Here is a 25,522-nt window from a genome sequence, read left to right on the forward strand (position 1 = left end):
CGGATGTTCGCGCATCCGAGCCATTCTACGAAAAGCCTTTTGAACTACACTCGCACCCATACCTTATATACCGGTCTTGCCGGGTTTCTCCTCTCCTTCTTCCTGTTCGGTTGCGGTTCCGGCAGCGATCAAATGGCGAAACCCACACCGGTGGGCACCGCCGACAAGCTTTTTACGGACGGCAAGGCCGCGTATGCGAAGGAAGACTGGCCCGAGGCCATTCGGCTGTTTGAAGAGGTGAGGGTTCAGTCGCCAGCCTCGAACATTGCGGCCGAAGCGACCTATTTCGAAGCGATGGCTCGGTTCAATTCCGACATGTTCAGCGGTGCCGCGCTTGATTTTCATACCGTCCGTCGCAATTACCCCAATTCGCCCTATGCATCGCGTGCGCAGTACATGGCCGGCGAGAGCTACTACCAGATCTCTCCTCGACCGGATCTGGACCAATCCTATACGACACTCGCGCTGAGTGAATATCAGATCTTCCTGCGGGACTATCCCAAGGCCCCGCCATCGTTGATCGATAGCGCCCAGAAGCGGATCATCGATATTCGCTCGAAGCTCGCGGAGAAATTTATTCTCGCCGCTCAATTATATGATAAGCTCGACGATCCGAAATCATCGCTCGTCTATTATAATCGGGTGCTGGATTCCTATTACGATACCCGGTACGCGCCGGAATCCGAACTTCGCATTGCCGAAATCCAATTCGATCGAAAGAAAATGGAGGAGGCAAAGCAAGCACTTGATGCGTTTGATGCAAAGTACCTGCGCGAAGCTACCACGGACCAGCGCCAGCGCGCGCTCAAGCTCCGCTCCAAGTTGCCAAATCAATGATGCACTCCCCGCACCTGACTACTGCGTCGCCGATGCCGGCGAAGTTGGCGAAGGCCTCGCACGTGGAAATGACCGAGATCGTGTTGCCGAACGATACCAACCAGCTTGGTAATCTGCTCGGCGGCCGGCTGATGCACTGGGTCGATATTGCCGCGGCGCTTAGCGCGCAGCGTCACAGCGGCCGCATTTGTGTCACCGCCAGCATCGACGAAATGAGTTTTTTGGGGCCGGTCAAGCTCGGGCAGGTCGTCCGCCTGCGCGCCTGCGTGAACCGTGCCTTTCACACCTCGATGGAAGTCGGTGTTCGAGCAATTGTCGAGGATTTTCGGACCGGCGACACGCGCCATGTGAGTTCGGCATACCTGACATTCGTGGCGATCGACGAGATCGGTCATGCCGTGCCGGTCCCGGCCATCGAAGCGCAAAGCGAAGACGAGATGCGACGCTTCCTCGCTGCCGAAGAGCGCCGCGAACAACGGTTGCGGAAGCGCAAAGAACTGGTGGCCCGCGAACAAAACGAACGGAATTCCGACCGCTGATCGTGAGTATGCTTCGCATCGTTGCATCGGGCCTGGTCAAGCGCTACGCCGCTCGTCCGGTGATGAAGCCCGTTTCGTTCGAGGCAGCTCCCGGTGAGATCATCGCTATCACCGGACCCAACGGCGCCGGAAAATCCACGCTCCTGAAAATTCTCGCCGATGTGCTGAGCCCCACCAAAGGGACTTGCACCTGGTTTGCGGGCGAGACAAAACTCGATCACGACGCAATCCGCACCCGGCTTGGATTTGTCGCACCGTATCTCGAACTGTATGACGAACTGAGTGCCGTCGAGCATGTACAGCTCGTCATGGACCTCAAAGGCTTGGGAATCGCGGCAGATGATGCGTTGGACATTCTAACGCGATTTGGTCTCGACCCCGCTATTGGCCAGAGCGACCGCCGGCTGCGGGCCTATAGCTCCGGCATGAAGCAGCGCGTCCGATGTGCGATGGCCTTTGCCGGTGAGCCATCGGCGTTGCTACTCGATGAATCTACGTCCAATCTCGATGAACCTGGTACTGTCGCTGTACTCGAACATGCCATTGCCGCGGCAGCACGGGGCGCGATTGTGTTTGTCGCAACCAATGACGCACGCGAGCGTGGGATCACCCAGCGCGAAGTCCGATTAGAGCCAGCATAAGTGCAATTCACGCTCGAAAAAACAGATAGCACCACGAAAGCCCGCGCGGGTCGCGTTCAAACTGCGCACGGCGAAATCCTCACGCCGGCCTTCATGCCGGTCGGGACACTCGGCACCGTAAAGGCGCTTACTGCAAAAGACGTATGGGAGACGGGCGCGCGTATGGTCCTCGCGAATGCCTATCATTTGTATCTGCGGCCCGGCACGGAAGTCATCGCCGAAGCCGGCGGGATTCATCGCTTTGCACACTGGCAAGGCTCGGTCCTGACGGATTCTGGCGGCTACCAGGTGTTCTCACTCGCCGATCTTCGGAAGACAACCGACGATGGCGTTCACTTCAAGAGTCATCTCGATGGCTCCGCGCATTATTTCACGGCGGAGAAAGTGATTGAGATCGAGCGAGCTATCGGCGCAGATATTATCATGCCGCTCGATGAGTGTCCGCCATCGAATGCCAGGCCAGACGTGATCGAGCAGGCCGTACGACGCACGATTGCCTGGGCGCGCCGCAGCATGGAGCATCTGGCAAAAACATCGGGCGCGCACGGGTACGAGCAATCCCTCTTCCCCATCGTGCAAGGCGGCACGGACCGAGTCATGCGAGAGGCTTGTGCCCGCGAGTTGATTGATCTGAGCGCCGATGGCTATGCGATCGGCGGTCTCGCTGTCGGCGAACCAAACGAGACGATGTATCAGGTCACCGATTGGACAACGGACGTCTTGCCCGCAGAGAAGCCGCGCTATTTGATGGGCGTCGGCACGCCAGTGGACTTGCTCGAATCCATCGCGCGCGGTGTCGATATGTTCGATTGCGTCCTTCCCACACGCAACGCGCGGAATGGGCAGATCTTCACCCGGCGCGGCAAACTGAACATGCGCAACGCAAAATGGAAGAAGGACTTCTCCCCCATCGATGAAGAGACCAATAGCTACGCATCGAAGAACTTCTCGAAAGCGTATCTCGCGCATCTCATCAACTCGAACGAAATTCTTGGACTTACGCTGGCCACAATGCACAACGTAGCATTTTACGAACAGCTGGTACAGGAAGCGAGAGTGAGAATCCTGAATGGATCGTTCAGCGATTGGCTCCCAGAATTTCGACATCTGTATCTATCGAATGATGAGAACTCGTAATCAGGCTCGCGGTTTTGTCCTCAACGAAGCCGGACATGTCTTGCTGGTCAAGTATGAGGATACCGAACCCGTCAACCCCGCGGAGCCGGAGATTCTGCACTATTGGGTACTGCCCGGCGGCGGCATCGAGCCTGGTGAAACCTACGAGCAGGCCGTTGCGCGAGAAGTACTCGAAGAGACTGGCGTAACAGTCACCGAGGTTGGGCGACGGCTCTATGTTTTGGAAAAGGAGCTGATCTTCGCCGGCTCGCCGCATCTGATGCACGCCGAGTATTTCTTTGCGCGTTGTTTGGGTCAACCAGAAGCATTCAACGCCGATCCGGATGAAGGTATTGTTGATGTTCGCTGGTGGAGTTACGAGCAGATTCGCGCCGCCGATGAGATATTTCTCCCGAAGGGTTTTCTGAAGTTATTCGATGAGGCGTGGTCCGATAACAGCCCAGAGCGAGACGGGCTTCCTGAATGATTCGGTCCGGCCTGCTGTTTTCTGTGGCTCGATAATCGGCGCCTCTGATACCCCATAAACTAAGCATTATGACCAACTTCTTCCATTTACTTAGCTTCCACTCACTTCTGATGTCTCCCCCAGCGGGCCCCGGACAACAGACGAATCCCATCATGCAATTTCTGCCACTGATTCTGATCGTGGCCGTTTTCTATTTGTTCCTGATCCGCCCGCAGAAGAAGCGTCAGAAAGAGCGCGAAGCACTCATCAGTAAGATGGAAAAGGGCGACAAAGTCGTGACGTCGAGTGGTATCCACGGCACCGTCTCCCAGGTCGAAGACACCACGATTCTCGTTCAGGTCGCTGAGAATACGAAGATGCGATTCGAGAAATCGGCCGTCACGAATGTCACATCCAAGAACGCTTCGTAGTTACGAGTAACGAGCGATGAGTAGCGAGTCACGAGCATGAAACTCCGAACACACAAAGCCTCCATCTACTTCGACGTATCCCGGGCTACGCATTTCGCGTTGAGCATTTCGCGTCACGCGTTACCAGTTTCCCATCACTCGTTACTCATCCACTAAAGACGATGCTGCACCGAATCGAAGAAGCGATTGCCGATGTCCGTGCCGGGCGTGGCGTCATCGTTGTGGACGATGAAGACCGCGAGAACGAAGGCGATTTTATTGCTGCCGCCGAGACCGTAACGCCGGAGATGATCGCGTTCATGTTGCGCCGGACCAGCGGGATTATCTGCGCGCCGCTGACCGAAGCACGCGCGGCAGAACTCGATCTGCCGATGATGGTCGAGATCAACACAGCGCGACATGGTACGCCGTTTACCGTCAGCGTCGATTACTTACAAGGGACATCGACCGGTGTTTCTGCCGAGGATCGCGCCAAAACGATTCTCGCACTCGCCGATCCGAAATCAAAAGGCCGCGACTTCGCCCGCCCAGGGCATATCTTTCCACTGCGCGCGGTCGATGAAGGAGTGCTTCGCCGCGCCGGTCATACTGAAGCTGCCGTCGATCTTGCGCGGATGGCGGGATTCCAACCCATCGCGGTCCTGTGCGAACTCATAAATGACGATGGCTCGATGGCACGCCTTCCCGATCTGCAGAAGATTGCGGATGAGTTCAAGCTGAAGATCATTAGCGTTCAAGACCTGATTAGCTATCGGATGCACCGTGAGCATTTGATGGAAAAAGTCGTCGAGGTCGCGCTGCCGACTGAGTATGGCGAGTTTCGATTGCATCTCTACGAGAACAAGGTCGACCGCAAAGAGCACATTGCACTGACCAAGGGCGATGTCGGCAATGGCGATCCTGTACTTGTACGAGTTCACTCCGAATGTTTTACCGGCGATACGCTGGGCTCGCTCCGTTGCGATTGTCAGGACCAACTGCATGCAGCAATGATGATGGTCGAAGCGGCCGGCCGTGGAATTGTCGTATATATGCGTCAGGAAGGTCGTGGAATTGGACTCGTCAACAAACTCCGTGCATACAAATTGCAGGAGGAAGGTAAGGATACAGTCGAAGCGAACGAGGCGCTTGGCTTCAAGGCCGACTTGCGGGATTATGGTCTGGGCGCGCAGATCCTCGCAAACCTCGGTGTCAAGAAGATGCGCCTCATGACGAATAATCCCAAGAAAGTCGTCGGCTTATCCAGTTACGGCCTCGAAATCGTCGAACGCGTCCCCATCGAAATCCCCGCGAACTTACGGAATGCACACTACCTCGAAACGAAGCGCGTGAAATTGGGACACATGCTCACGCAAAGCGGACTGCTGCCCACGAACGGCACCGCCCCGGCTCACGAGCCAGAGCAACCCTAAAGCTCCGGGAACAGATTTGGGCTGCGAAATGCTAAGAACTCTGAGGCAACCGTGGTTGCATCAGATGTGCTGAGCATGGGGCAGATCGCATTCCCATGCTCAGCACTTTGTCACTTAGGCTCCGGTTCATTTTCCCATTTATGGAACAAGGCAAGATTTACGTTACGCGGCAGCGCCTCGCCGAAATCGAGGAGGAGGTGCGCAAGCTGAAGGTCTATGGACGTCGCGATATCGCGGCGCGCATTGCCGAGGCCCGTTCGCACGGCGATCTCTCGGAGAATGCCGAGTACGATGCGGCGCGGGAAGAACAAGGCCTGCTCGAACTCCGCATTCGAAAAATGGAGGAAATCCTTGGCCGCTCCACGATCATTGATGAGAGCAATATCTCCATCGACAAAGTTGGCATTATGACGCGCGTCACGGTCATTAATGAGAAGACTGGCAAAGAAAGTGATTATCAGATCGTCTCCCAGGAGGAAGCCGATTTTGACAATGGCCGGATCTCCATGAGCTCTCCAATCGGCAAGGCCCTCATGGGCAAGCGCGTCGGCGATGGCATTCAGGTCAAGGTACCGGCCGGAGTGCTGAATTTTAAGGTTAAAGAAATCGGAAGGTAGAAAGAATCTGGATTTCGCAGATTAGGTCGGATTTCGCGGACGATTTTTCGGATTTGAATTGTTTACGCGTTCACATGCGGATTCCAGAAAGTTAGAATCAATCCGGTAATCCGCATCATTCGTGTAATCCTGGTTCAAGTATCTGGCCCGAGTGGCGAAATTGGTAGACGCAGCAGACTCAAAATCTGCCGTTAGCGATAATGTGCCGGTTCGAGTCCGGCCTCGGGCACAAGCATTTTTCAACGAGCGAGTGGCTCAACGAGCCTGGCTGAGATGCGCTGAATTGAATGTCCCACAACCCCGCTTGCCAGCGTGAGCCTGAGAACGCCACGAAGGCGTTCCTAAGAGTTGGAAATGCAAGCAAGCGATTTTGATGCATCCACCCGACACTCGGTAGGAGAGCACCAAGATTATCCTAACATTCGAGATCTCCAAATACTGTCCCAAATACTCTTTGCCGGTTCGCATATAGAACGCAAGCATTCGAATGGTCCCATCTTCATCGAAGTGTTCCATTCGAGAAGTGCAGGTAATTCCGTAGAGGGAATAGCCTTTGTAAGGAGTTGTCGTGACCGTGTATCCAACACCAGATCGGTCGTGAAAAGACAGTGTCTTCGGTCATGCTTCTATCGCTTTCGGTCATAAAAAAACCGTGACTGAAATCACGGTTGGTGCAAGAACAAAAATGCGCTGAATTGCCTACGACTTGGTTTCGAGGATGCCTTGTTTGCGAGCCCAGGATGCTGCTTCCGTGCGAGATGTCGCTCCGAGTTTGCTGTAGATATTCGAGACGTGGTTCTTCACGGTCCCCTCATTGAGGAACAGCTTCTCGGCGATCACGGCGTTGCTTTGCTCGATGAGGCCGAGCACCTTCAATTCCATGTTTGTGAGATGTGCCTGCTCGATGGCGGAGTCAGTCTGGACCAATTCCGCAGCTGTGGTCGGGCTAATCCACGCCCCCTCCTCCCGTAGCGCGGCCCATCGGACGGCCTCAATGATGCGCTCGCGTTTCTCTTCTTTGATCAGGAATCCATTGGCGCCAGCCTCGAGCACGGCACGGGCGCGCTGCTTTTGGTAGCCAGTCATGACAAGGATCGGCGTCGTGTCGCCAATCGCGCGGAGTTCGCGGATCACATCGAGTCCGTGTTTATCCGGCAGGTGTAGATCGAGTACGATGACATCGGGAGTGAACGACCGGATGCTCGCAAAAACATCGAGGCCACGATTGGCCTCGGCCACAACTTCGATGTCCGGCTCGGCATCGAGCCATGACTTAATTCCTTTGCGTACCATTTCGTGGTCATCCACGATGAGGACTCGGACCATAACTCAGGGTTGTTTGTGGGGGAACATTCAGGCCGGACTCAGGCCTTTCGATTCAAAACATAACGGTTCCAAAACGGTTTACGCCTCAAATAAGTAACACAAATTCGCGTCCCCTTGCCGCGCGTGGAGGTGATTTGAAGTCTGGCTCTTATCTCATTCGCATACGCTTGCATCAGGATGAGCCCATATCGCTTGCCCGATCCAATCGCCTTGAACGTGGAAGAAACATCGAATCCTCGACCGTCATCGATGATTTCCAGCGTGCACCCGGTGCCTTCCCCCGCGAATCGCACGCGGACCTCCGAAGCTTCCGCATGCTTCTTGACATTCGCCAGCGCGGTGCGGAATATACGGAAGAGGTTTTGCTGCGCGATCAGGGGCAGTTGGTTCGGCTCCGGACGCATCTCGGTGGCGATCTTAAGATGTGGATTCTGTTCTTCAAAGCTCTCGATGAACTGCGCCAGCTCTTGCACAAGCCCTTGCTCGAATCGTGGAAGTTGCAGCTCACCCGTAACAGCCCGCAATTCTCCACGCACTTTCTTTAGCAGTGTGCCAAGCGTCTCGTGTCTAATCTCATCCGATTCGTTCGCTGCCACACCCTCGAGTAGAAACCTGGTCGCATAAAGATCCTGAAGGGGGCCATCATGCAACTCGCCGGCGATGTTGACGCGCTCTTGTTCCAGGGCACGATCGATCATGTGTTGATTTGCGCGTTCGAGCGTGCGGTGCCGCTGGACCCAGGCGAGTACCAAAGCAATGGAAGTAAACCCCACGAGCAGTTCGAACCACCACGATTCCCAATACGGGGTGGCAATGAACACATTGATGCCGATTCCCCGGGCATCCCAGAATCCCTGCGCATTAGCACTGTTGATTCGTAGGAGATAGTGGCCCGGCGGCAAATTATTGTACGATCCGCTATTGCGACTGCCGCACTGGACCCAATCGTGATCGACCCCGTCCATCATGTAGGCATAGCGTTCCTTGGCGGCGCTCGCAAAATCGAGAGAGGCAAATTCGAACGAGAGATCATTCTGGTCGTACGCAAGTGTAATGGTATCGCCATCCACCAATTCACTCGCAACTGGCGAGTACGCGGCGTTGAATGACGTGATTGCCAGGGGTGCTTTTGGAGCCTTATGCGCCAGCCGCTCTGGGAAGAAACTCGTAACACCATGATTACCTCCAAAGAACATTTCGCCTGTCGGCAACATCGCCGCGGCGCTCGGCTGGTATTCATTGTCCAGCAATCCGTCATCGATATCATAATTGCTGAACGTACGAAGATCGGGATTGAAATGGCTTATCCCTCGGCCAGTTGCGATCCACAGGGTTCCAGCCTTGTCTTCGAGCATGGAGTATATGATGTTGCTGGACAGACCGTCCTTTTCCGTGAAGTGCCGAAAGCGGCCGCTCTCACGGTCGAAGAGATCCAGCCCCCCACCCCAGGATCCAATCCACAATCGCCCGCGCGAATCTTCAAACAGCGTCGAACAGGAATTGGAATTCAGACTGTATTCGTCGGCTGGATCATAGGTGAAAGAGGTGAATCTTCTCGTCGTTCGATCGAGCCGGAAGAGCCCTTCCGCGGTCCCAATCCAAAGATCGTTCAGATGGTCCTCCAGAATCGCGTAGACACCGTGCAAGCCGTTGTGGCCGACCTCCGAACCGGGGTATGAATACGATACCCATGCTCCACTCCTAGGGTCATAGCTGTGCAGCGTTGCAGCATTCTTGTCCATGGGCACCCCGCTTCCAAACCAAAGCTGTCCCTTTCGATCGCAATAGACGACATAGCCACAGGTTGCAGGTGGAAGTACCCCCCGCCCGCTCCGCGGATGAAATGACGATGAGATCTGCAAATTCCGTGGCGTCCTGTGATCCGTCAGTGAGAAGAGTGCATGGTGGCCTGCGGCTCGAACAAAGAACGGTCCTGCCGTCACTCCAAACCATGTGTTTCTCGCGAAGTCCTGAACGATACAGTTGATAGGATTCGGACCCTGAAAGACTGAGGGTCTCCCCTCAAGATGGAACTCATGATCTCGCGCGGACCATGCGAAGAGTTGGCCGGACAGCGTGCCTGCAAAGAGCGAGCCTTGATGATCGACATAAAGTGACCGGATGGTCTGTGGAGCAACCGAAGCACGCATCGTCCTACCCTGGTTCATCCCGCTTTGCAAGCGGTGCTTCTTGAACACGAGCGCATCCTTGTTCAGCGCGTAAAGGCCATTAAAGCTGCCAATCCACAAGCGCCCCTGGCGGTCCCACAGTCCGCACGTAAACACATTGTCGTATGAGTTGACTGGCTCCAACAATCCCGTTTGGAACGGCTCGATGGAATGGTTCGCCACGTCGAAGATATACAACCCTCTCGATGTCCCCAAGATATAGGACGTTCGGTTTGTGGTCCCGTTGCTTTCAAATTCATCGGGGAGTATGAAGGTTGGATTTTGGTTGGACATTCCCCAGCCAGCTGTCAACCGAAATTCTATGAGGCTGCGGGACGCATGAAGAATCAATCGCTCGTGTGCTCCGCGCTCGAGAAAGAGATAGCCTTCACCCTTGCGTAAAGGCCACACCGTGGCACTAGCGTCGCTGACAAGCCGTGACAACTCGGTCTTCGTATTGAACTCCATCAGCACGCCTGGTCTGTTGATGAGGATGTTCCCGCTATCGGTTTCGAAAATTCTCACATCTCGGGGATCGGCTGCATGCGACATCAGGACCATCGCAGGAAGGTACGGATATCTTGTGAACGAGCCGCTCGTCCGATCGAAGTAATACAGTCCATCGCCATATGTTGCTACCCAGAGGCGGCGTTTGGAGTCACAAAGGATCGCGGAAATGTCGTTCGAACTAAGTGAGTTCTGGTTGTTGGAGTTATGAGTATAACGTTGAACGCGATCGGTTCGCCGGTCGAGCGAGTAGAGACCACCGTCGCGTGTCCCGACCCAAATGGTATGGGAGCTATCCTCACACAACGCGGTGATCACATTGCTTTGGAGCCCTTCCGGATGATGCGGAAGCGCATAGTACTGCTTGAAGGAATAGCCATCGTACTTATTGAGCCCATGGAAGGTCCCGATCCAGATGAAGCCCTTGCTATCCTGAAGCATGCATGTGATGCGTCCTTCCGAGAGTCCGTCCGCAGTCCCGAGATGCCGAAATGACCGAGTGTTCTCCTGAGCGGAGGTTTGGCTGGTATCGAGCGAGAATACTACGAAGGCGAGCAGCACGAACCACCAAGGGTGGCCGCTCCATCGTGATGCCGCTAATTGGACTTGAACCAACATTCCAATCATCGCCTGAATAATGTTAAACCGAAGGAACGGGTGCGGAGATTTCGGAAGGACCCGTTTCGGACCGCTTATCTTCTTTACAAAGATACTACACGTCCAGCACTGCCAATCAAATCGCTCAACCAGACTTGCCAGTTCAACGCGATTGCAGCGGAGAAGACGCGCTGATGGGTGTCCCCATGCAAGCGCGCTCCAGCGGAAGCTCGAATGAATTTCCACAAAAAGGGGATCGATCGCCGCACTGTCAGGAAAGCTTGCTCGATCGTTCGATCGTGGGCTTTGGGTAGCTCGGTCTCAGTCTTGGTAAATCCATTCGTCTTAGTCAAGCAAGTGTTGTGCTTGACGAATCTATCATGTTCCTGAGTTCAACGGCAGAAGAACGCCAGCCCTATTCTTTGTCGTCTTTGCTGGTTCGAGTTCTGTACAGAATCATGAAATGACAATCTCGAATATTCCGTAGAACACAAATTGACTACTTGCATGTTAATTGTGGTATGAAGTTGTTGTTCACAGTTCCTATTCTACTTGTTGCATTCAGTGCCATTGTCCTTGCGCAGTGGCAGCCATCGAGCGACGGGGTTTCTCCCCAATGGTCTATGCAGCAACGCTCGGTCTATTCCTTCTTCGAGAAGGACTCGTTGCTGTTCGCGGGGACGGACCAAGGGGTTTATCGCTCCACCGATCAAGGTCATACCTGGCGTGGCCAGACAAATTATGTGGACCGTTGGACGAAGCCTCCGATGGCACACGTGAAGGACTTTCTGGTCATGCAGCATCGCTATTACATGTCAACTCCGAAGTGGCAGTGGGTCGATCAGCTCTTCTCCCCGACCGATAGTATCGATCGTGGCGCAATAGCGACCGATCCGCACGGCAACGCCATTGTCGCGACGATGGTCGAAGGTAAATGCATCTTCGACGAAGAGGATAGCCTCAATATCTCACCAGCCGGCATGCTGGTAATGAAGGTTGACTCGAATGGAAAGATCCTGTGGAAACAGACCGCATTAACCCCGAACTATGGTATCACCGTGACTGCCGTCGCGTGCGATAGCTCCGGTAATTCATTTATTCTTGGCGCGGCCGATCCGTGGATATTCCATCAGATACGCACTGTGGATTTTGGCACAACGCAGATTTCGACGAATACCACCGGGCGGACATTCTTCGTCGCGAGCTACGATCCCGCTGGAAGCTTCCGATGGGCGAAGATGGCGACCGTCGATACCATCGCTGACGCCTATGGGATCGCCGCAGACGCGGCCGGCAACGTGTACTTCACCGGTACGATGATGGGTCATTTGGATATGGGTGGCCCATTCAATGTATATAATCGCCGGGATTGGGCGGCCTTATTCGTGGGTAAGATGTCACCAACCGGCTCGATGAAGTGGCTCAAGCAATCGTCATCAAAGAATCATTTTGCGCAGTATCAGACTAACCGCGGCGAAGCGTACGGGCTTTGTGTCGATCCGCCGGGCAACTGCTACGTCGTTGGCTCGACGAACGACACCGAGTTCGTTGCCGATCACATGATTGCCGGCGACTATCTTTCGTTTATCGCCCGATATAATACTAACGGCTCCGGTGACTGGGTTGTGACGATCATCGATCACGGCGCAGGCTCGGCATATCACGACGGTTCGATCACGAGCATTACCTGCGACAAGCTCGGCAATCCCACATTCTTATACGCTCCGGACCGAGACGACGTGACGATCAATGACACGCAATACTGGGCGGGCGATGGCGGGGGCGTGTATGCTGCGATGGATTCGAGCGGCGGATTCCGTTGGGTCAAAACGGGGCCGAGGCCGAGCTCCGACGCAATTTCTTCGGACCCAACCGGAAACCTGTACGGCACCTGCAATTTTGGAACTCCATTGGTATTCGGAAAGGACACACTCTTCAATAAATACACACGCCACCTTGCAGCAGTCTTCAAGATTCGCAGTAATGGAACGCCTGAAGAGGTGACATTCGATGCTGCGACCGATATTATCGCGCCTTGTCGCGATGGAAGCCTCTATGGCATAACCGGCGTTTACGATATCTCCAAAAACCAGCGATTCGGTCGCCTCGGCTATGGCGGCACGTTGGGCATTTCACGGCTCAGCGCCAGCGCGCCCGGATGGACAACGGACACTGATCTTGTGATCGGCGCAGACAATGGTGCGTACTGGTCGGTCAACAACGGCCGCTCATGGAACGAAGGTCTTCCTGCAAACTGGCGGTCTTCCTACAGTGCCAATCAACTGGCGCTCATCGATACCACGCTGTTTGCAGCGGGCGGATATACAAACAACATCATCTTTAAGTCAACTAACTTTGGTGAGGTGTGGGATACAGTCATAACTCCGGCTACCTACGGGTATGTGCGCGCCATCGGCAACAGACTCTATGCGAACGGCACCGCACACTCTGACGATCTTGGCAATACATGGACGCAAGACCAGTGCAAGACAGCCGACGGATATAATCTCAATATCGGCCAGCGTTGGTTCGAGCAAGGTGGCGCAATGGCGCTCGACAACAGCCATGAGTGGTTCTCGGCGAACGTTGGATTCGGCGGCTACACGCAGCGATGGCCGTTGAATGCCTTGGACTCCAAAGCACTCGCGTATTTCGATAATCTCCTCTTCGACGGCTCGACGGCCCTCAACATCTCCGATAACTTAGGCGAAACGTGGCATCCGATCGACGATGGCCTGACGCGTTATGGCTCCTACCTTGGCTATCGGGTGCTCTGTTTCCATCGCCTCGGCGACGAAGTGCTGATTGGCACGGATAGTGGCGGCGTGTTCCGTCGCCCGCTCTCGGACATTCACTCGAAAATCTTCGATGTCGTGCCAACATTCTCGTGGGCCGCGCAGGGCCATGCGCTTGGCGATGCTGCGAGCGATGCCGTCGTCATCGACCAGAGCGGCAACGCAATTGTGCTCGGTCATTTCGCTGGCGCGCTGCAGCTCGGCAATTATTCCTTTGACCACCGGCAAGGCACACCTCGAACGGGCGTCGATTACTTTTTGGCGAAGTACGATGGCACCGGCAACATCGCGTGGGCTCTGCAACTTCAGGGCGGCGGCGTCGCGGATACTTCGTATCCTCTCTCGCTGAGCGTCTCGCGTGCCGGAGCAATCTATGTCAGCGGCTACTTCACGTCGACACTGAGCGCCGGAGGAACGACGCTTCGAGACAGATATAGTGTTAAGCAGACATTTCTCATGAAGTGTAATCCCGATGGCACCATTGCATGGCTCGATACTGTGACACCACCGGCCACTTCAACGAGGATCTATCAGATCGCCGCGGATTCGAACAATGACGTGGTGCTCGTTGGCACCTCCGTTGGTTCCATGTCGATCAAGGGCATCACGCTGCCCGGCCTTCCCTTCTATCCTCGCTCGTTTGTTGCGCTGATCGGAGCTGACGGTGTTGCGAAATGGGCGAATCGCATCGCACCGATCGCTCCGTACGCATCAGCGGCGTATGCCGTCGCGGTCACACCGGATAACCACTATATCGTCGGCGGTGGCGCGAGCGATTCTGGACTTTTCCTCGTCACGTTGGATAACAGCGGACAAATGCTCGACTCGACCCGCACCGGCAAATCATACACCGATTTCGTTAGCTCGATCAATGTCGATGGCAATGGCAATGCGTATGTGCAGGTGATGATCGCCGACTCCGCAGCACTCGGATCAACGAAGCTGAAGGGCAACAGCAGCCGCCGCTTCCTAGCTAAACACAATTCTGACGGATGGCAATGGGCCAGGATGATCGGCAACCAGCGGGTGAACTCGAGATTTGGAGCGCCGCCCTTACCTTGCCGGACATCGACAACGCCCGATGGTCTTACCTATGTCATTGGTCTTGATAGTACCACCGGCCAGAGCCCGCTCGAACGCTCACACGGCACCAATCACGTCTCGAAGCTCGATGCCAATGGACAGTGGATCTGGACGAAGCAGCTCGCGAGCAACTACTCGTGCGACGTTTACGCGATTGCAGCTGGTAACGACGGCGCCGTCTGGACTGCCGGCGCTATCTACACCGACCGTAACGCGATACAGTACTCGTGCATCGACATGGCCTTCGGGCTTATCCCGCTTGGTCCCACGTCGCTTGACTCGAGTACGCGACCCTTTATTGCGAACCTTGGTACCTCATCCGTGATTCCGCCGCTGACGGTAACACATCCTGATAGGACCAACACGGTGGACTTCGTGCGCGTCTATCCGAATCCCACGAGCGGACCATTGACCGTCGTACTCAACAGCGCCAAAGCTGGCCGCGTCAATATCACATTGTTCGACCAACTCGCGAGAACGATCAAGGAGCAGTTTGGGGAGACGAGAGAAGACGGGAGCTTAATCTTTCAATTCCCAGCCGGAACGCCTGCGGGCAGTTACTTGCTTCGAGTCGCGAGCGATGATGAAGTGCAAATGGTGCCGGTTGCGATCAACTGAGCGAATGCCCCATCGGCTGAGGAAGCGATCACGCCGGGTCACAACGTATCAAGCATTCGGACGATCTTCCGAAGCCGATCGGTCGCTTGCATCGTAGCGCGCGTCAATGCTTCGATCGCGAGCGATTTCTGTTCGTGATTCTTGCGGCGCACGGCGATATCAATTGCCGGAAGCTCGACATCCGAGTAGCCGTTGTCAGGATCCGAGAGAACGAGCATGTTCCGCTCCCATGTATCGAAGAACAACCCATCGGGTGCTACGAAGGCGTAACCGACGTTTCGAATCTCACGATTGAGGGAGTCCTGAGTCGCAGAGCCTCCAAGCAGTGACGTGCGCAACGGAGAACCCTCCGAGAGTCCATTCTTATCGCGAGCTTCAGCAAAGTCTTTACTGGCAGCGGTGAATGCGCCGATGGCGTTTTCGAGCCGTCCGAATCCCGACGAATCGTGAGTGTCCCTAAATGCAGTTCTCTTGGCTTTTTGCACGGCACTGGAGAGCCAGTGAGCCAGCTCGGCAAAATCGAACGGAAGGATCTCTGCGTTCGCAAGCCGCATGGCTTCGACCGCTGCGAACTGCGACGTCAATGCGTGGTACTGAAAGGTCGAATCACCTTGATGTAGCGTCCACCCGATGTTGTCATGATTGGAATGATACTGCCCGAAGGGTCCGCCGAAGCCATGCTCGAGCGATGGAATCCCAAGGTGATTGTAGAATGCCGAGAAATCGCTGCCGCCGCCGAGTAGTCCGATCGCGGGACGCTTGTCTTCACCGTCCGCGTTCACACCAGCGTTCTTGCTCCACTCAGAATAAACCGAATGCCCGCTCGCATCGAGTAGCGATTGGCTCACTTCATAGACGAGTGAGCGAAGCGTTGGGTCCGCACCGGCGGAGAAGGCGGAGCCAGTCGCACATTCATCCTGATTGATATACGCAATCGCGTTTGCGCCGAGTTCTTTCTCCAATTGTTCGACCCACTCTGTCGATCCGAGCAGACCCCACTCTTCGGCGTCCCACGTTACGAACAGCACGGAGCGTTTTGGTCGAATCCCTTCGCTTGCAAGTTTGCCGAATGCTTCGGCAGCCGCAACCACGCTCGCACATCCGGCGGCATTGTCCTCCGCCCCGTAGCCCCATGCGTCGCGATGACCGCCGATAATAATCCACTCATCCGGCCATGTCGAACCCTCGACTCGCGCGACCGTATTCCAGATCGGCTTGAGTCCCGGATCCGTTTCGACAGTCAGTTTCACCCGGACTCTTGCTTTCTCCGATGGCCCGCCACTAATGTGATAGCGGAATCCAAGCCCTCCCTGCCAGTTGGAATTCGGAATGTCACGACCGTGCATCTTGCTGAGAATTTGGGAGGCGACACCGTACGATATCGGAATCACCGGGATCGTTGGCGTGGGGTACATTGAGTCCGGTTCGGCGCGACGAGCACCTGGCACGGAGGCATAGCCCGGCGTGGTCGGATCGCCGTGACCGTTATAGATGCTGCCGCGCTGCACGCCGCCACTCGGCCGCATCGGGCCAACTGGAAAAACATCCCCCGCATCGTAGCCATCGCCGGATGGGTCGGAAAAAATAATCAGTCCCGCTACACCTGCGTCTTCGGCAACGCGCGCCTTGATGCCACGATAGCATCTGCCATATCGCGCAATAACAATAGTCCCTTTAACGCTGATACCCAGACTGTCAAGCTCGCGGTAGTCCTGGGGAAGGCCATAGTTTACGTAGACCAGATCGCCGCTCACCGTGCCGGACGCAGAGTATCCGTTGACCCACGGGTACTCGTTCGAGTTCGATTCCGATGGCATCTTGTCTTCCTTTAGGGTGAAGACTTTCTTCACAGGGCTCAGCAGTTCGAGCGATGAGCGTTTCGCAAGAGGAATAGAGACCTCATACGGATAAACCTGAGCGGAAAGTCCTGCTCGCTTCCATCGGCCAATCACGTAATCTCGTGTGCGAGCTTGCGCCGGTGTCCCGGCCACATGTACCTCTTTGCTGATCGCTGTCACGATCGCGCGCAGCGTATCGGGCACGATCGCGCCTACAAGCTTCTTCTCAAGAGAAAGTTCGGTGCGCTGACTTGCCGCGCTAAAGCCCGTCATTTGTGCGCGCGAGCTCGCTACGAAGACCAGAAGCACTACCGTTAGGGTAAGAGACAGGAATTTACTGCGAATCATAAACGATCTGAAGAATACAAGCTGCTTCCCAATCGTTTTTGGACTGAGAGCATTCCTTGTGCGATCCTGAAACCAGGGATCCAAATGGGATTTTCCATACTGCTCTCCTGTTTGAAATTCAATGCACACTCTGACTCGGCGTGAACTCCTGAGTGCCATCCCGATCGGCGCGGCAGCGGCGGTGTTGCCTCGGGTTGCGCGCACGGCAGATATCCAAAAGCCCGTCGTCGTCTCGACCTGGAACTTTGGTCTGACTGCAAACAAAGCGGCGTGGGAGATCCTTGGCAAGGAGGGCCGCGCGCTCGATGCCGTCGAAGCGGGCGCTCGCGTGCCGGAAGCCGATCCCAAAATTCAAAGTGTTGGACTCGGCGGCTATCCCGACCGCGACGGCATTGTCACACTCGATGCGTGTATTATGGATGAGAATGGCAACGCCGGATCGGTTGGCGCGCTCGAAGATATCATTCACGCCGTTTCCGTCGCGCGAAGAGTCATGGAAAAGACTCCGCACGTCATGCTCGTGGGACCCGGCGCGCGCGATTTTGCCATGGCAGAAGGATTTCCGAAAGAGAATCTGCTGACGGAAGAGTCGCGCAAGGCATGGGAAAAGTGGAAGGTCGAACATAGCTACAAACCAAAGGAATGGCATGATACGATCGGCATACTGGCGCTGGACACGGCAGGAAATCTCTCCGGTGCATGCACCACGAGCGGTCTGGCGTGGAAGTATCATGGCCGTGTGGGCGATTCGCCGATCGTCGGCGCAGGGTTGTTCGTCGATAACGAAGTCGGCGGCGCGTGCTCCACAGGCAAGGGCGAAGCCGTGATGAAGATTGCTGGCTCGCACACGGTGGTCGAGTTGATGCGCCGGGGCGCATCACCCACGGACGCATGCCGGGAAGCCGTCGAGCGCATTGCGAACAGACAGCATGACTACCGGGAATTCCAGGTCGCATTCCTCGCGCTCAACAAGCGCGGCGAGTCCGGCGCGTTCGCAATTGCCAAGGGCTTCGAGTATGCCCGGACAACGGCAAGCGGCGGGGAGCTGATTGCCGGGGCGAGTCTGATATAGCCAGAATGGCACCTCCACTGTACCCTTCTCAACCTGCGGACACCGCCGAACTAAGCAGAAATCCCATCGGTTGGTCGTCCTTGATGAAAGCGATCACGCTCCGACACATTCTTGCCAGCCTTCTTGCGTTTTTTTTGGGCATCCTCAGTAGCGCAACTCTTCGTGCGGATGAATTGGACGCCCAGGTCAATCTCAACCTGAGCGCCCTTTCGGCGCAAGATCGGATTGCCTTCGATGCGTTTAAACACGATCTCGAAGGCTACATCAATAATTACGAGTGGACCACGAATTTTTCTGGCGAGCGAATCCACTGCACGTTCCAGTTTAATATTGTCAGCTCGAACGGTAGCGACTACACCGCACAACTTTTCGTGACGAGTAGTCGGCCGCTCTATAAAAGCGATCAGGTGACCACAATGGCGCGGTTCTTCGACCCGAACTGCCAGTTCTCGTATTACCGCGGTCAGGAACTTCAGCACGGCAATAGCTTCCGGTCACTCGAAAGCGTTATTGACTTTTACGTTTACATCGTGCTTGGGTTGGATTTCGATTCATACAAGCTTCAATCAGGTACGCCCTACTTCCAGCAAGCCCAGCAAGTCGCGATTGTTGCGAACGCCGCGAAGGGACCCGGTTGGGAACAGAGTGTGACCAGCATCGGGACCTATTCCCGATTGGGATACATCGATGACGCCCTGAACGGCAACAACCGGGCGTTTCGCGATCTCATTTTTCAGTATCACTATAATGGACTCGATCTGCTGGTAACCAAACCGGACGAAGCGCGCATCACTATCGGGACCGTGATCGATTCACTCGTTTCGCTTCGGCGCATCTCCTCGGATGCCGGTCGCAGTGTGTTTTTGCGGGCGTTCTTCGAGGCAAAGAATCAGGAGTTGGCCGATCTTGCACGGCTCTTTCCCGATAATTTGACCGCTTATTTTCAAAAACTTGGATTTCTGGACCCGGTCCATCAGAGTTATTACGAAGACGCTCGGGCGAAAATGTCGCAGTAGGTCAAAAATGAGTGACCTCGCCAATATGGGCGCACAAGTCGGGACATAGTGACGCTTCGGTACGTTCGGCTTTCAATGCAATCTCTCGATTTTTTGCGTGGAGTCAGGGTCCTTGTTGCCGGCGCCGTATTGGGCGTAACATCAGGCGCTCATGCCCAGGTATCTCGCGTCGTTCCGAAGGCTCGGCCTGTATACATCGCTGCTCACGAGGCTGCAAAAGTCCTGACGCCATATACCGTGTCGAGTCACGTTCGAGCTGGCAAGCACGGCTCGCAAGGAAGACCCATCGTCCGGCGAATCACTCCGCCCTCTCGTGCTGCGAATCTCATTACAGATCACACGACAAAGATCTCGCAAACGAATGGGCAGATCGCGTTGGTCATCGCGTTGGGTCCGCCAATCATCGAGCACGCGAATGCGCCGGTAAAAAATGCCCCGGCCAACGTGCAATTTGATAAACTCATCTGGCCGTCATTGGCTAATGCGCCGAATGGGTTCACTATTGAGAGCGCCGCGGTGCAATCTGGACCCGAATATCCGGTATTGGCGCTCACGGTTGCAGTCCCAGAAAGCGCGAACAATTTCACGCCAGTCTTCGAGCAACTAACGACAATGCCGATGGGCAACCTCCATCTTGCCCCTGCGGCAAGCAAGACTGGGGCATCAGGAACAGACCGGGTGTATGATCCCCGTTCCGCTGGTGCATCGTGGAGTTTCACGCCATCTCTGGGTAGTGCACGAACCTTCCGGTCACTTCGGACAATCACTGTGCGTGTGCCGCTACTGAGTTCAAAAGGCGGCGCGATCACCGCACTCGGGAAATTTCGCATTGGCCTGACCTTCACCGTCCCGGCCGGGCTTCCGCCTTCGAGCGCGCAAAGTGATCCTCTGTTCGCTGCGCTCAACTCCCATCTGGTTGCGAATTCATGGGACCTCGCCCAATTTCGTGTGCCCTTGCGGCCTTCGAACGTCAAGCCGTTTGCGCTTGCAGCCGCTCCGCAGCGCGCCAATGCTCGCACCGCGCCGGGCAGGATGGGACCCCTCGACCTTCTGGACTCTACATCGTTCGGCTGGATCGACACAAACGCAAACTATTTGAAACTCTCAGTCTCGCATGATGGGCTGTACCGCTTGACGGCCAGTGAGATTGCGACGCGCACGGGAGGTTTTGAGCTTAAGCAGATATTTACGCCGCAAAATCTGCGGTGCATGAATCGCGGCGTGGAAATTCCGATTTGGATTGATACCGACGCGGCTGGCAACATTACAGCGATCGAATTCTATGGCGAGCATTTGCACGGCGTGCCACTGAACGATGGCCAGCCGGAGTATTATAATCTCACGACCGATACGAATGCATATTGGCTGACGAATTCCAGTCGTGGAGATAAACCACTTCGGTATGTTGGGCGCACTCCCAATCCCGCGTTGGCATCTGCCACGTTCACCACGGGCGAGATTAAACTGCACCACGAACGAGATTACTTTTACTATTTCGGCGATTCGCACCAAGGCCAGGACGAGCAGTTTATCCATCCAACCACTTACACACCCGGCGAGCGGTTCGAGTGGTACGAAATCCATGGCCCGCTCATGGATAGCGCGCATTTGCATCTCGTCGATACGTTCATCGTTACTCAATTGCCCGCGGACATGCAAGGCAAGCGGGCGACCTTCCAGATTCTTGCTCGTGGCATGACAACCGCTAACGATCATACCGTTCAGCATCGGGTGATCGCCCGTGTCAATGGCGTGACCGCTCACGACGCGGTTATTACCGATTTCGGCGAGGACACTTCCATATTTTCCATCCCGCTGTCACAATTGACTCTGGGAGTGAACACTTTCGAGATGACCACAAGCGCTGGACAGGATGAGGTCGATGAATATTATTTCGATCATTATACCATTGATTATGAAGGCGGACTTGCTCCGAACCGCGACACGGGGTTCGCTTCGGGCCAGTGGCGCTTTCAGCTTCAACCGACATCGCCGACATATCAGATCGCACTCACGTCCACCGACGAGCCGCATCTATATAATATGAGCGATGGGACCAGAGTCCTGCCACAGAGCGGAGCGTTCGTGGATTCGACTCTCAGCACGCAACCCAATTATGTTGCCGCAACCTCGTCAAGCTTTCTCTCTTGCGACCGCATCGAATTGTGGCATACTGCCGGCGCGGGATCATGGAATATTTTGCGGCCTACGAACCATGCGGATTACATCATCATCACGCATCCTGCGTTCTTGCTCCAAGCACAAATGCTCGCTGTCCGGCGCACGAAAGCGGGTCTTGCTTCGATGGTCGTCACCACCGATGAGGTCTATAATGCGTTTGGGTATGGCTCTGGTGAGATCGATGCGATCCGCAGGTTTCTGAGCTACGCCTATTACTTTTACCAGGGCCAGCAATCGGTGCCGGTGGGATATGTCACGCTGTTCGGCGCGGGCACATACGACCCAAAGCTCACTCTCAATAATGTATTTCAGGCCAATGATTCCAGGAGCGTCGAGCGAACATTTATTCCGACATACGGCTGGCCGGTCAGCGATTTCTATTTTACACTCGCCGATGTTGGTCGGATCGATGCGATCCAGCCGCGTATGGTCATCAGCCGCATTCCGGTATCGAGTACCACACAAGCCGATGCATACTTGAGTAAGCTCCAAGCCTACGAAGACAACTCGCCTGCCGATTGGAATCGACAGTTCACATTCGTCATCGGCGGATCGAATACATTCGAATTCGGATCGTTTGTTCAACAAATCCATTCATTTGTCGATCCGCCACCGAACGGTCTTGCACTCCCCTTTCCGCCGACAAATATTCGATACAAGCGCATCGATCGGGATTCCAATTTAGTGAACGGCGGTATTGGGAGCGTCTCTGATCCGTCGAAGGTCGCGGTGATCCATCGTACAATCGAAGATGGCACTTCCCTGCTGTATTTTGCCGGTCATGGCGCGACATTCCTGACCGATCCAATCCTTCCCGATCCCGTCACGCTGCACAACAAAAACATCTATCCGTTTCTGTTCACCGTAAGCTGCCGCACCGGCGCGTATGGCGAGCCGAACCTCGTGAGTCTCAATGAGTCCTATGTTCTCCAGCCGGATGCCGGGAGCGCCGTCGCGTACGGCACGACCGGGTTCGGTGAGATTTATTTTGATGGACTTCTCTCGTACAAATTCTTCGAGCTGTTGCGCCACTGGCGCGAGGACATTGATTATCCTCTTGCCGAGCACGATACGAGTGTCCCGATGCGGATGAATCTCGCCTCGATGCTGACGGCCTCGAAACTCTATGCGGCTGATAGCGGCGCTGCGGGAGATGTTGGTTTGAACTCCCGCTTTCAGTATTGCATGTTAGGTGATGCCGCCGTTGGCTTTGCCTTGCGTCCGCAACCCGAATTGGCCGTACACGCCTCCGAGATTGCGGTGTCTACCACCGATGGCTTGCCAAAGACTTCATTCAGCGTTAGCGATAGCGTACTTAATATATCCGCGCTCGTCCACAATTATGGTTACGCGGCAGAAATTCCCGTCGTTGTGCGTATTGAAGATGCCGGGCCGACCGGCGTGCCCCTCGACTTTTTCGACACATTGCCGCGGTTGGACGACACTGTGCGAGTCTTCGCACAGCTCCATCTTAGCGACGCCTCGACCGGCGAACATATTATCCGGGTTTCTGTCGATCCCGATCGCCATTTCCGACCATTTGAAACGGATACGACGGATGATGATGCCTCGCAACGAATTCTGATCAACGGTCTTTCGGCAACACCCTTTTATCCTTGGGAAGGCGCGCGGGCCGTCTGCGACGTCTCAGCGAATCAGGTCCACTTCATTGTGCTGTTTCCGCCACGGGCCGCTTCACGCATGCAGTTTGAGCTCGATACGACCCGAGCTTTCGCGCACCCGATCCTTACACGCGATACGGCCGCTGGAACGCGCTTTTTCGGAACGCTGGATGTATCTCTCACTGGGCTTCCCGTGCCGGCATCGTCCGTCTACTGGTGGCGCACCCGAATCATCCGTTCGACGGGCGATACTTCGGCCTGGCAATCGGCATCGTTCAGCACAGCAAGCGCACCGCGCGCCGAGTTTAGTTATGCCTCGACCGAGCAGCTTGCTTCGACAATCGTCAGCGGTCTTGCGATCGATCCAGCACATGGATTGTTTCTTCCAATACAGGATACCATTCGCTACGATGTTATCTCCCATGGGGTCAATGACTCGGGTGTATATTTCAATCCCGTATCACAGATATTCGTCAACGATCGCTCCCTGTTCAGCTACGCGAAACAAGGGTATGTGATTGCACGGCTTACAAAGGATGGTGGTGGCATCGACACCGCGTATGAATTCAGTGTCGACTGGACGAGGAATGGGGATTCCAATTATACACTCCCAATTGCGAATGCCTTCGATTCTGTCATCGCTTCATTGCCGGATAGCACTTGGGTCATTGTGCTTACGAATCTTCAACCAGCGTTCAATTTCATAACCTATAACAATCCGAGCGTTTTGCAGGCAATGAGTAGCATTGGAGCCAAAGACGGTCTCAATGTTCCCTACTTTGGAAGTTTCGCTCTCATGGGAAAAAAGGGCTGGTTACCCGGGATGGCGAGGGAGGCGGTTGGTCAACCGAATACGAATGGAGTCCACATCTCTGATACCATCGTGACGTTCGGCACATCCGGTTTGGCGCTGACGCCATTCACGGCGGTCGCCAGGAAGTACGGCATGATGCGTATCACAGGCAATGTCTCTTCCGGACGCGATATTCTAGTGACAGTACTCGGCTCGCGGCGAGACGGACTTGGTGTGGATGCTGTGGACACTCTTCGCGCTTCGCAAAGCTCGCAGCTCGATCTATCGCATATCGATCCCAGGACGTACGATCGCTTAGGCCTGCGGATGGATTTCACTCGCGGCAGTAATTCCGCACAGAGTCCGGAGCTTCACGCGGTCGAACTCGAATACGATGCAGCGCCGGAATTTGCATTCACCGCGGATACGGTGACGACCACGCCATCCAGCATCGCTCAAGGCGGGACGATCGCCGCAGCCTACACGATGCAAACGCTGACATGTGACTCCGCATTGAATGTCCCGGTTATCCTGGTCGGGAGCCGCATCGCCGCAACCGATACGATTGCGCATACAGTGCCACAGCTAAAGGGTCACACTATGGCACCGTTCATTGACAGCATCAACACGACAAACACCCGCGGGTTCGTGCCCATCGTAGCCACGGTGAATTTGCACGAATCGCAGAACGAACAATTGCTCTTTAACGACGCGATCTCTGGCGCATTCACTGTGACGCGCGATTCACTCGCACCGCACGCGGAAATTCTGTTCGATAATAATCACATCCCGCCGTGTGGTTATGTCTCGAGCAACGATACGACGATCATCAACCTGTATAGCCCAAACTTTATTCGGCTGACGGATACCAATTCGATCAAAGCGACCTTCCAGCGGGATACTGAGTATTATCCGGAGGTCACATTCGCAAAGCCGCAAGTCTTTCGTCCGGATTTCAAGATTTACCAAAGTGGTCCGCTGCAAGCTCAACTGATCCTCAGTCCGGGTGCGGGTTTTCAGTTCAAGCCGGGCCAGTGGAATGTCACGGCGACCATTCAGGATGGCAGCGGCAACGTCGATACGGTGCATCAATGCTTCACCGTCAGCGCGACCAATGGGCTCGATCACGTGATGAATTATCCCAATCCCTTCAAAGACAAGACCGCATTTACCTTCGTGCTGCTTTCCAATGCGCCGGCAGATGTGAAAGTCATCGTCTATACTGTGGCTGGCCGGAAGATCCGGACGCTGACGCCGATTCGTCCGTTACGGGCCGGCATGAACATGATCGAGTGGGATGGACGTGACGAGGTCGGCAATGAAGTCGGCAATGGCACGTATCTCTATCGCTTGACACTGAACGGTAAGAACCCCGACGGCAGCGATGTCTCCGACGCTGTCACGGAGAAGGCCGTTCGCTCGCGGTAAAAGCAGCGCTTTCCCGCTCCGTGCCATTGTGATTTTGCGAACGCTCATCCCGCATTACTCGTTACTCGCTA

At 55.2% G+C, this 25,522-nt stretch carries 16 protein-coding genes and 1 tRNA gene; 13 read left to right on the plus strand and 4 right to left on the minus strand.

The features are described 5' to 3' along the window. Positions 1-39 precede the first annotated feature (39 nt). The 9 genes from bamD to Q8902_14175 all read left to right on the plus strand — a co-directional run bounded on the left by bamD (position 40) and on the right by Q8902_14175 (position 6,288). Entirely contained in the window at positions 40-837 is a 798-nt protein-coding gene (gene bamD / locus Q8902_14135; protein MDP4200699.1) for an outer membrane protein assembly factor BamD, read from the plus strand. Then, entirely contained in the window at positions 834-1,376 is a 543-nt protein-coding gene (locus Q8902_14140) for an acyl-CoA thioesterase (protein MDP4200700.1), read from the plus strand. Before bamD ends, Q8902_14140 begins: the two co-directional genes overlap by 4 nt. Before the next feature lie 8 nt (positions 1,377-1,384). Then, positions 1,385-2,017, plus strand: a complete 633-nt coding sequence (locus Q8902_14145) for an ABC transporter ATP-binding protein (GenBank protein ID MDP4200701.1) — start codon at positions 1,385-1,387, stop codon at positions 2,015-2,017. Continuing rightward, entirely contained in the window at positions 2,018-3,154 is a 1,137-nt protein-coding gene (tgt, locus tag Q8902_14150) for a tRNA guanosine(34) transglycosylase Tgt (protein MDP4200702.1), read from the plus strand. After that, a complete protein-coding gene (locus Q8902_14155; protein MDP4200703.1) occupies positions 3,138-3,620 on the plus strand; it encodes an NUDIX hydrolase in 483 nt (160 codons plus the stop codon). Before tgt ends, Q8902_14155 begins: the two co-directional genes overlap by 17 nt. A 110-nt stretch (positions 3,621-3,730) precedes the next feature. After that, complete coding sequence (yajC, locus tag Q8902_14160) at positions 3,731-4,030, plus strand: preprotein translocase subunit YajC (GenBank protein MDP4200704.1); 300 nt, start codon at positions 3,731-3,733, stop codon at positions 4,028-4,030. A gap of 161 nt (positions 4,031-4,191) precedes the next feature. Continuing rightward, a complete protein-coding gene (locus Q8902_14165; protein MDP4200705.1) occupies positions 4,192-5,442 on the plus strand; it encodes a bifunctional 3,4-dihydroxy-2-butanone-4-phosphate synthase/GTP cyclohydrolase II in 1,251 nt (416 codons plus the stop codon). A 140-nt stretch (positions 5,443-5,582) separates the two neighbouring features. Beyond that, entirely contained in the window at positions 5,583-6,059 is a 477-nt protein-coding gene (gene greA, locus Q8902_14170; GenBank protein MDP4200706.1) for a transcription elongation factor GreA, read from the plus strand. 145 nt (positions 6,060-6,204) lie between these two features. Continuing rightward, a tRNA-Leu gene (locus tag Q8902_14175) sits at positions 6,205-6,288 on the plus strand. A 470-nt stretch (positions 6,289-6,758) separates the two neighbouring features. Here the strand turns inward: Q8902_14175 and Q8902_14180 are convergent. The 3 genes from Q8902_14180 to Q8902_14190 all read right to left on the minus strand — a co-directional run bounded on the left by Q8902_14180 (position 6,759) and on the right by Q8902_14190 (position 11,010). Next, entirely contained in the window at positions 6,759-7,385 is a 627-nt protein-coding gene (locus Q8902_14180; protein MDP4200707.1) for a response regulator transcription factor, read from the minus strand. Positions 7,386-7,423: 38 nt separating this feature from the next. After that, positions 7,424-10,687: a two-component regulator propeller domain-containing protein gene (locus Q8902_14185; protein MDP4200708.1), complete on the minus strand. Its 3,264-nt coding sequence runs from the start codon at positions 10,685-10,687 to the stop codon at positions 7,424-7,426. A 74-nt stretch (positions 10,688-10,761) separates the two neighbouring features. Next, positions 10,762-11,010 (minus strand): hypothetical protein, encoded by a 249-nt coding sequence (locus Q8902_14190; protein MDP4200709.1) that lies wholly within the window; start codon positions 11,008-11,010, stop codon positions 10,762-10,764. Between the two features lie 168 nt (positions 11,011-11,178). Between Q8902_14190 and Q8902_14195 the strand changes: the two genes are divergently transcribed. Further along, positions 11,179-15,153 carry a hypothetical protein gene (locus Q8902_14195; protein MDP4200710.1) on the plus strand — a complete coding sequence of 1,325 codons (3,975 nt, stop codon included), beginning with the start codon at positions 11,179-11,181 and terminating at the stop codon, positions 15,151-15,153. A gap of 38 nt (positions 15,154-15,191) precedes the next feature. Here the strand turns inward: Q8902_14195 and Q8902_14200 are convergent, their stop codons facing one another. After that, on the minus strand, positions 15,192-17,339 hold the full coding sequence (locus Q8902_14200; protein MDP4200711.1) for a M20/M25/M40 family metallo-hydrolase: 2,148 nt from the start codon (positions 17,337-17,339) through the stop codon (positions 15,192-15,194). A gap of 121 nt (positions 17,340-17,460) precedes the next feature. On the opposite strand from Q8902_14200, the gene Q8902_14205 reads away from it, so the two are divergent. From Q8902_14205 to Q8902_14215, 3 genes are all read left to right on the plus strand, one after another. Then, complete coding sequence (locus Q8902_14205; GenBank protein ID MDP4200712.1) at positions 17,461-18,411, plus strand: N(4)-(beta-N-acetylglucosaminyl)-L-asparaginase; 951 nt, start codon at positions 17,461-17,463, stop codon at positions 18,409-18,411. A gap of 5 nt (positions 18,412-18,416) precedes the next feature. Then, on the plus strand, positions 18,417-19,427 hold the full coding sequence (locus tag Q8902_14210) for a DUF4835 family protein (protein MDP4200713.1): 1,011 nt from the start codon (positions 18,417-18,419) through the stop codon (positions 19,425-19,427). A gap of 75 nt (positions 19,428-19,502) precedes the next feature. Continuing rightward, positions 19,503-25,451, plus strand: coding sequence for a C25 family cysteine peptidase (locus Q8902_14215; protein ID MDP4200714.1), 5,949 nt, complete (start codon positions 19,503-19,505; stop codon positions 25,449-25,451). Positions 25,452-25,522: the final 71 nt, after the last annotated feature.

The organism is Bacteroidota bacterium (assembly GCA_030706745.1).
In the GTDB taxonomy this organism is placed as follows: Bacteria; Bacteroidota; Ignavibacteria; order Palsa-1295; family Palsa-1295; genus PALSA-1295.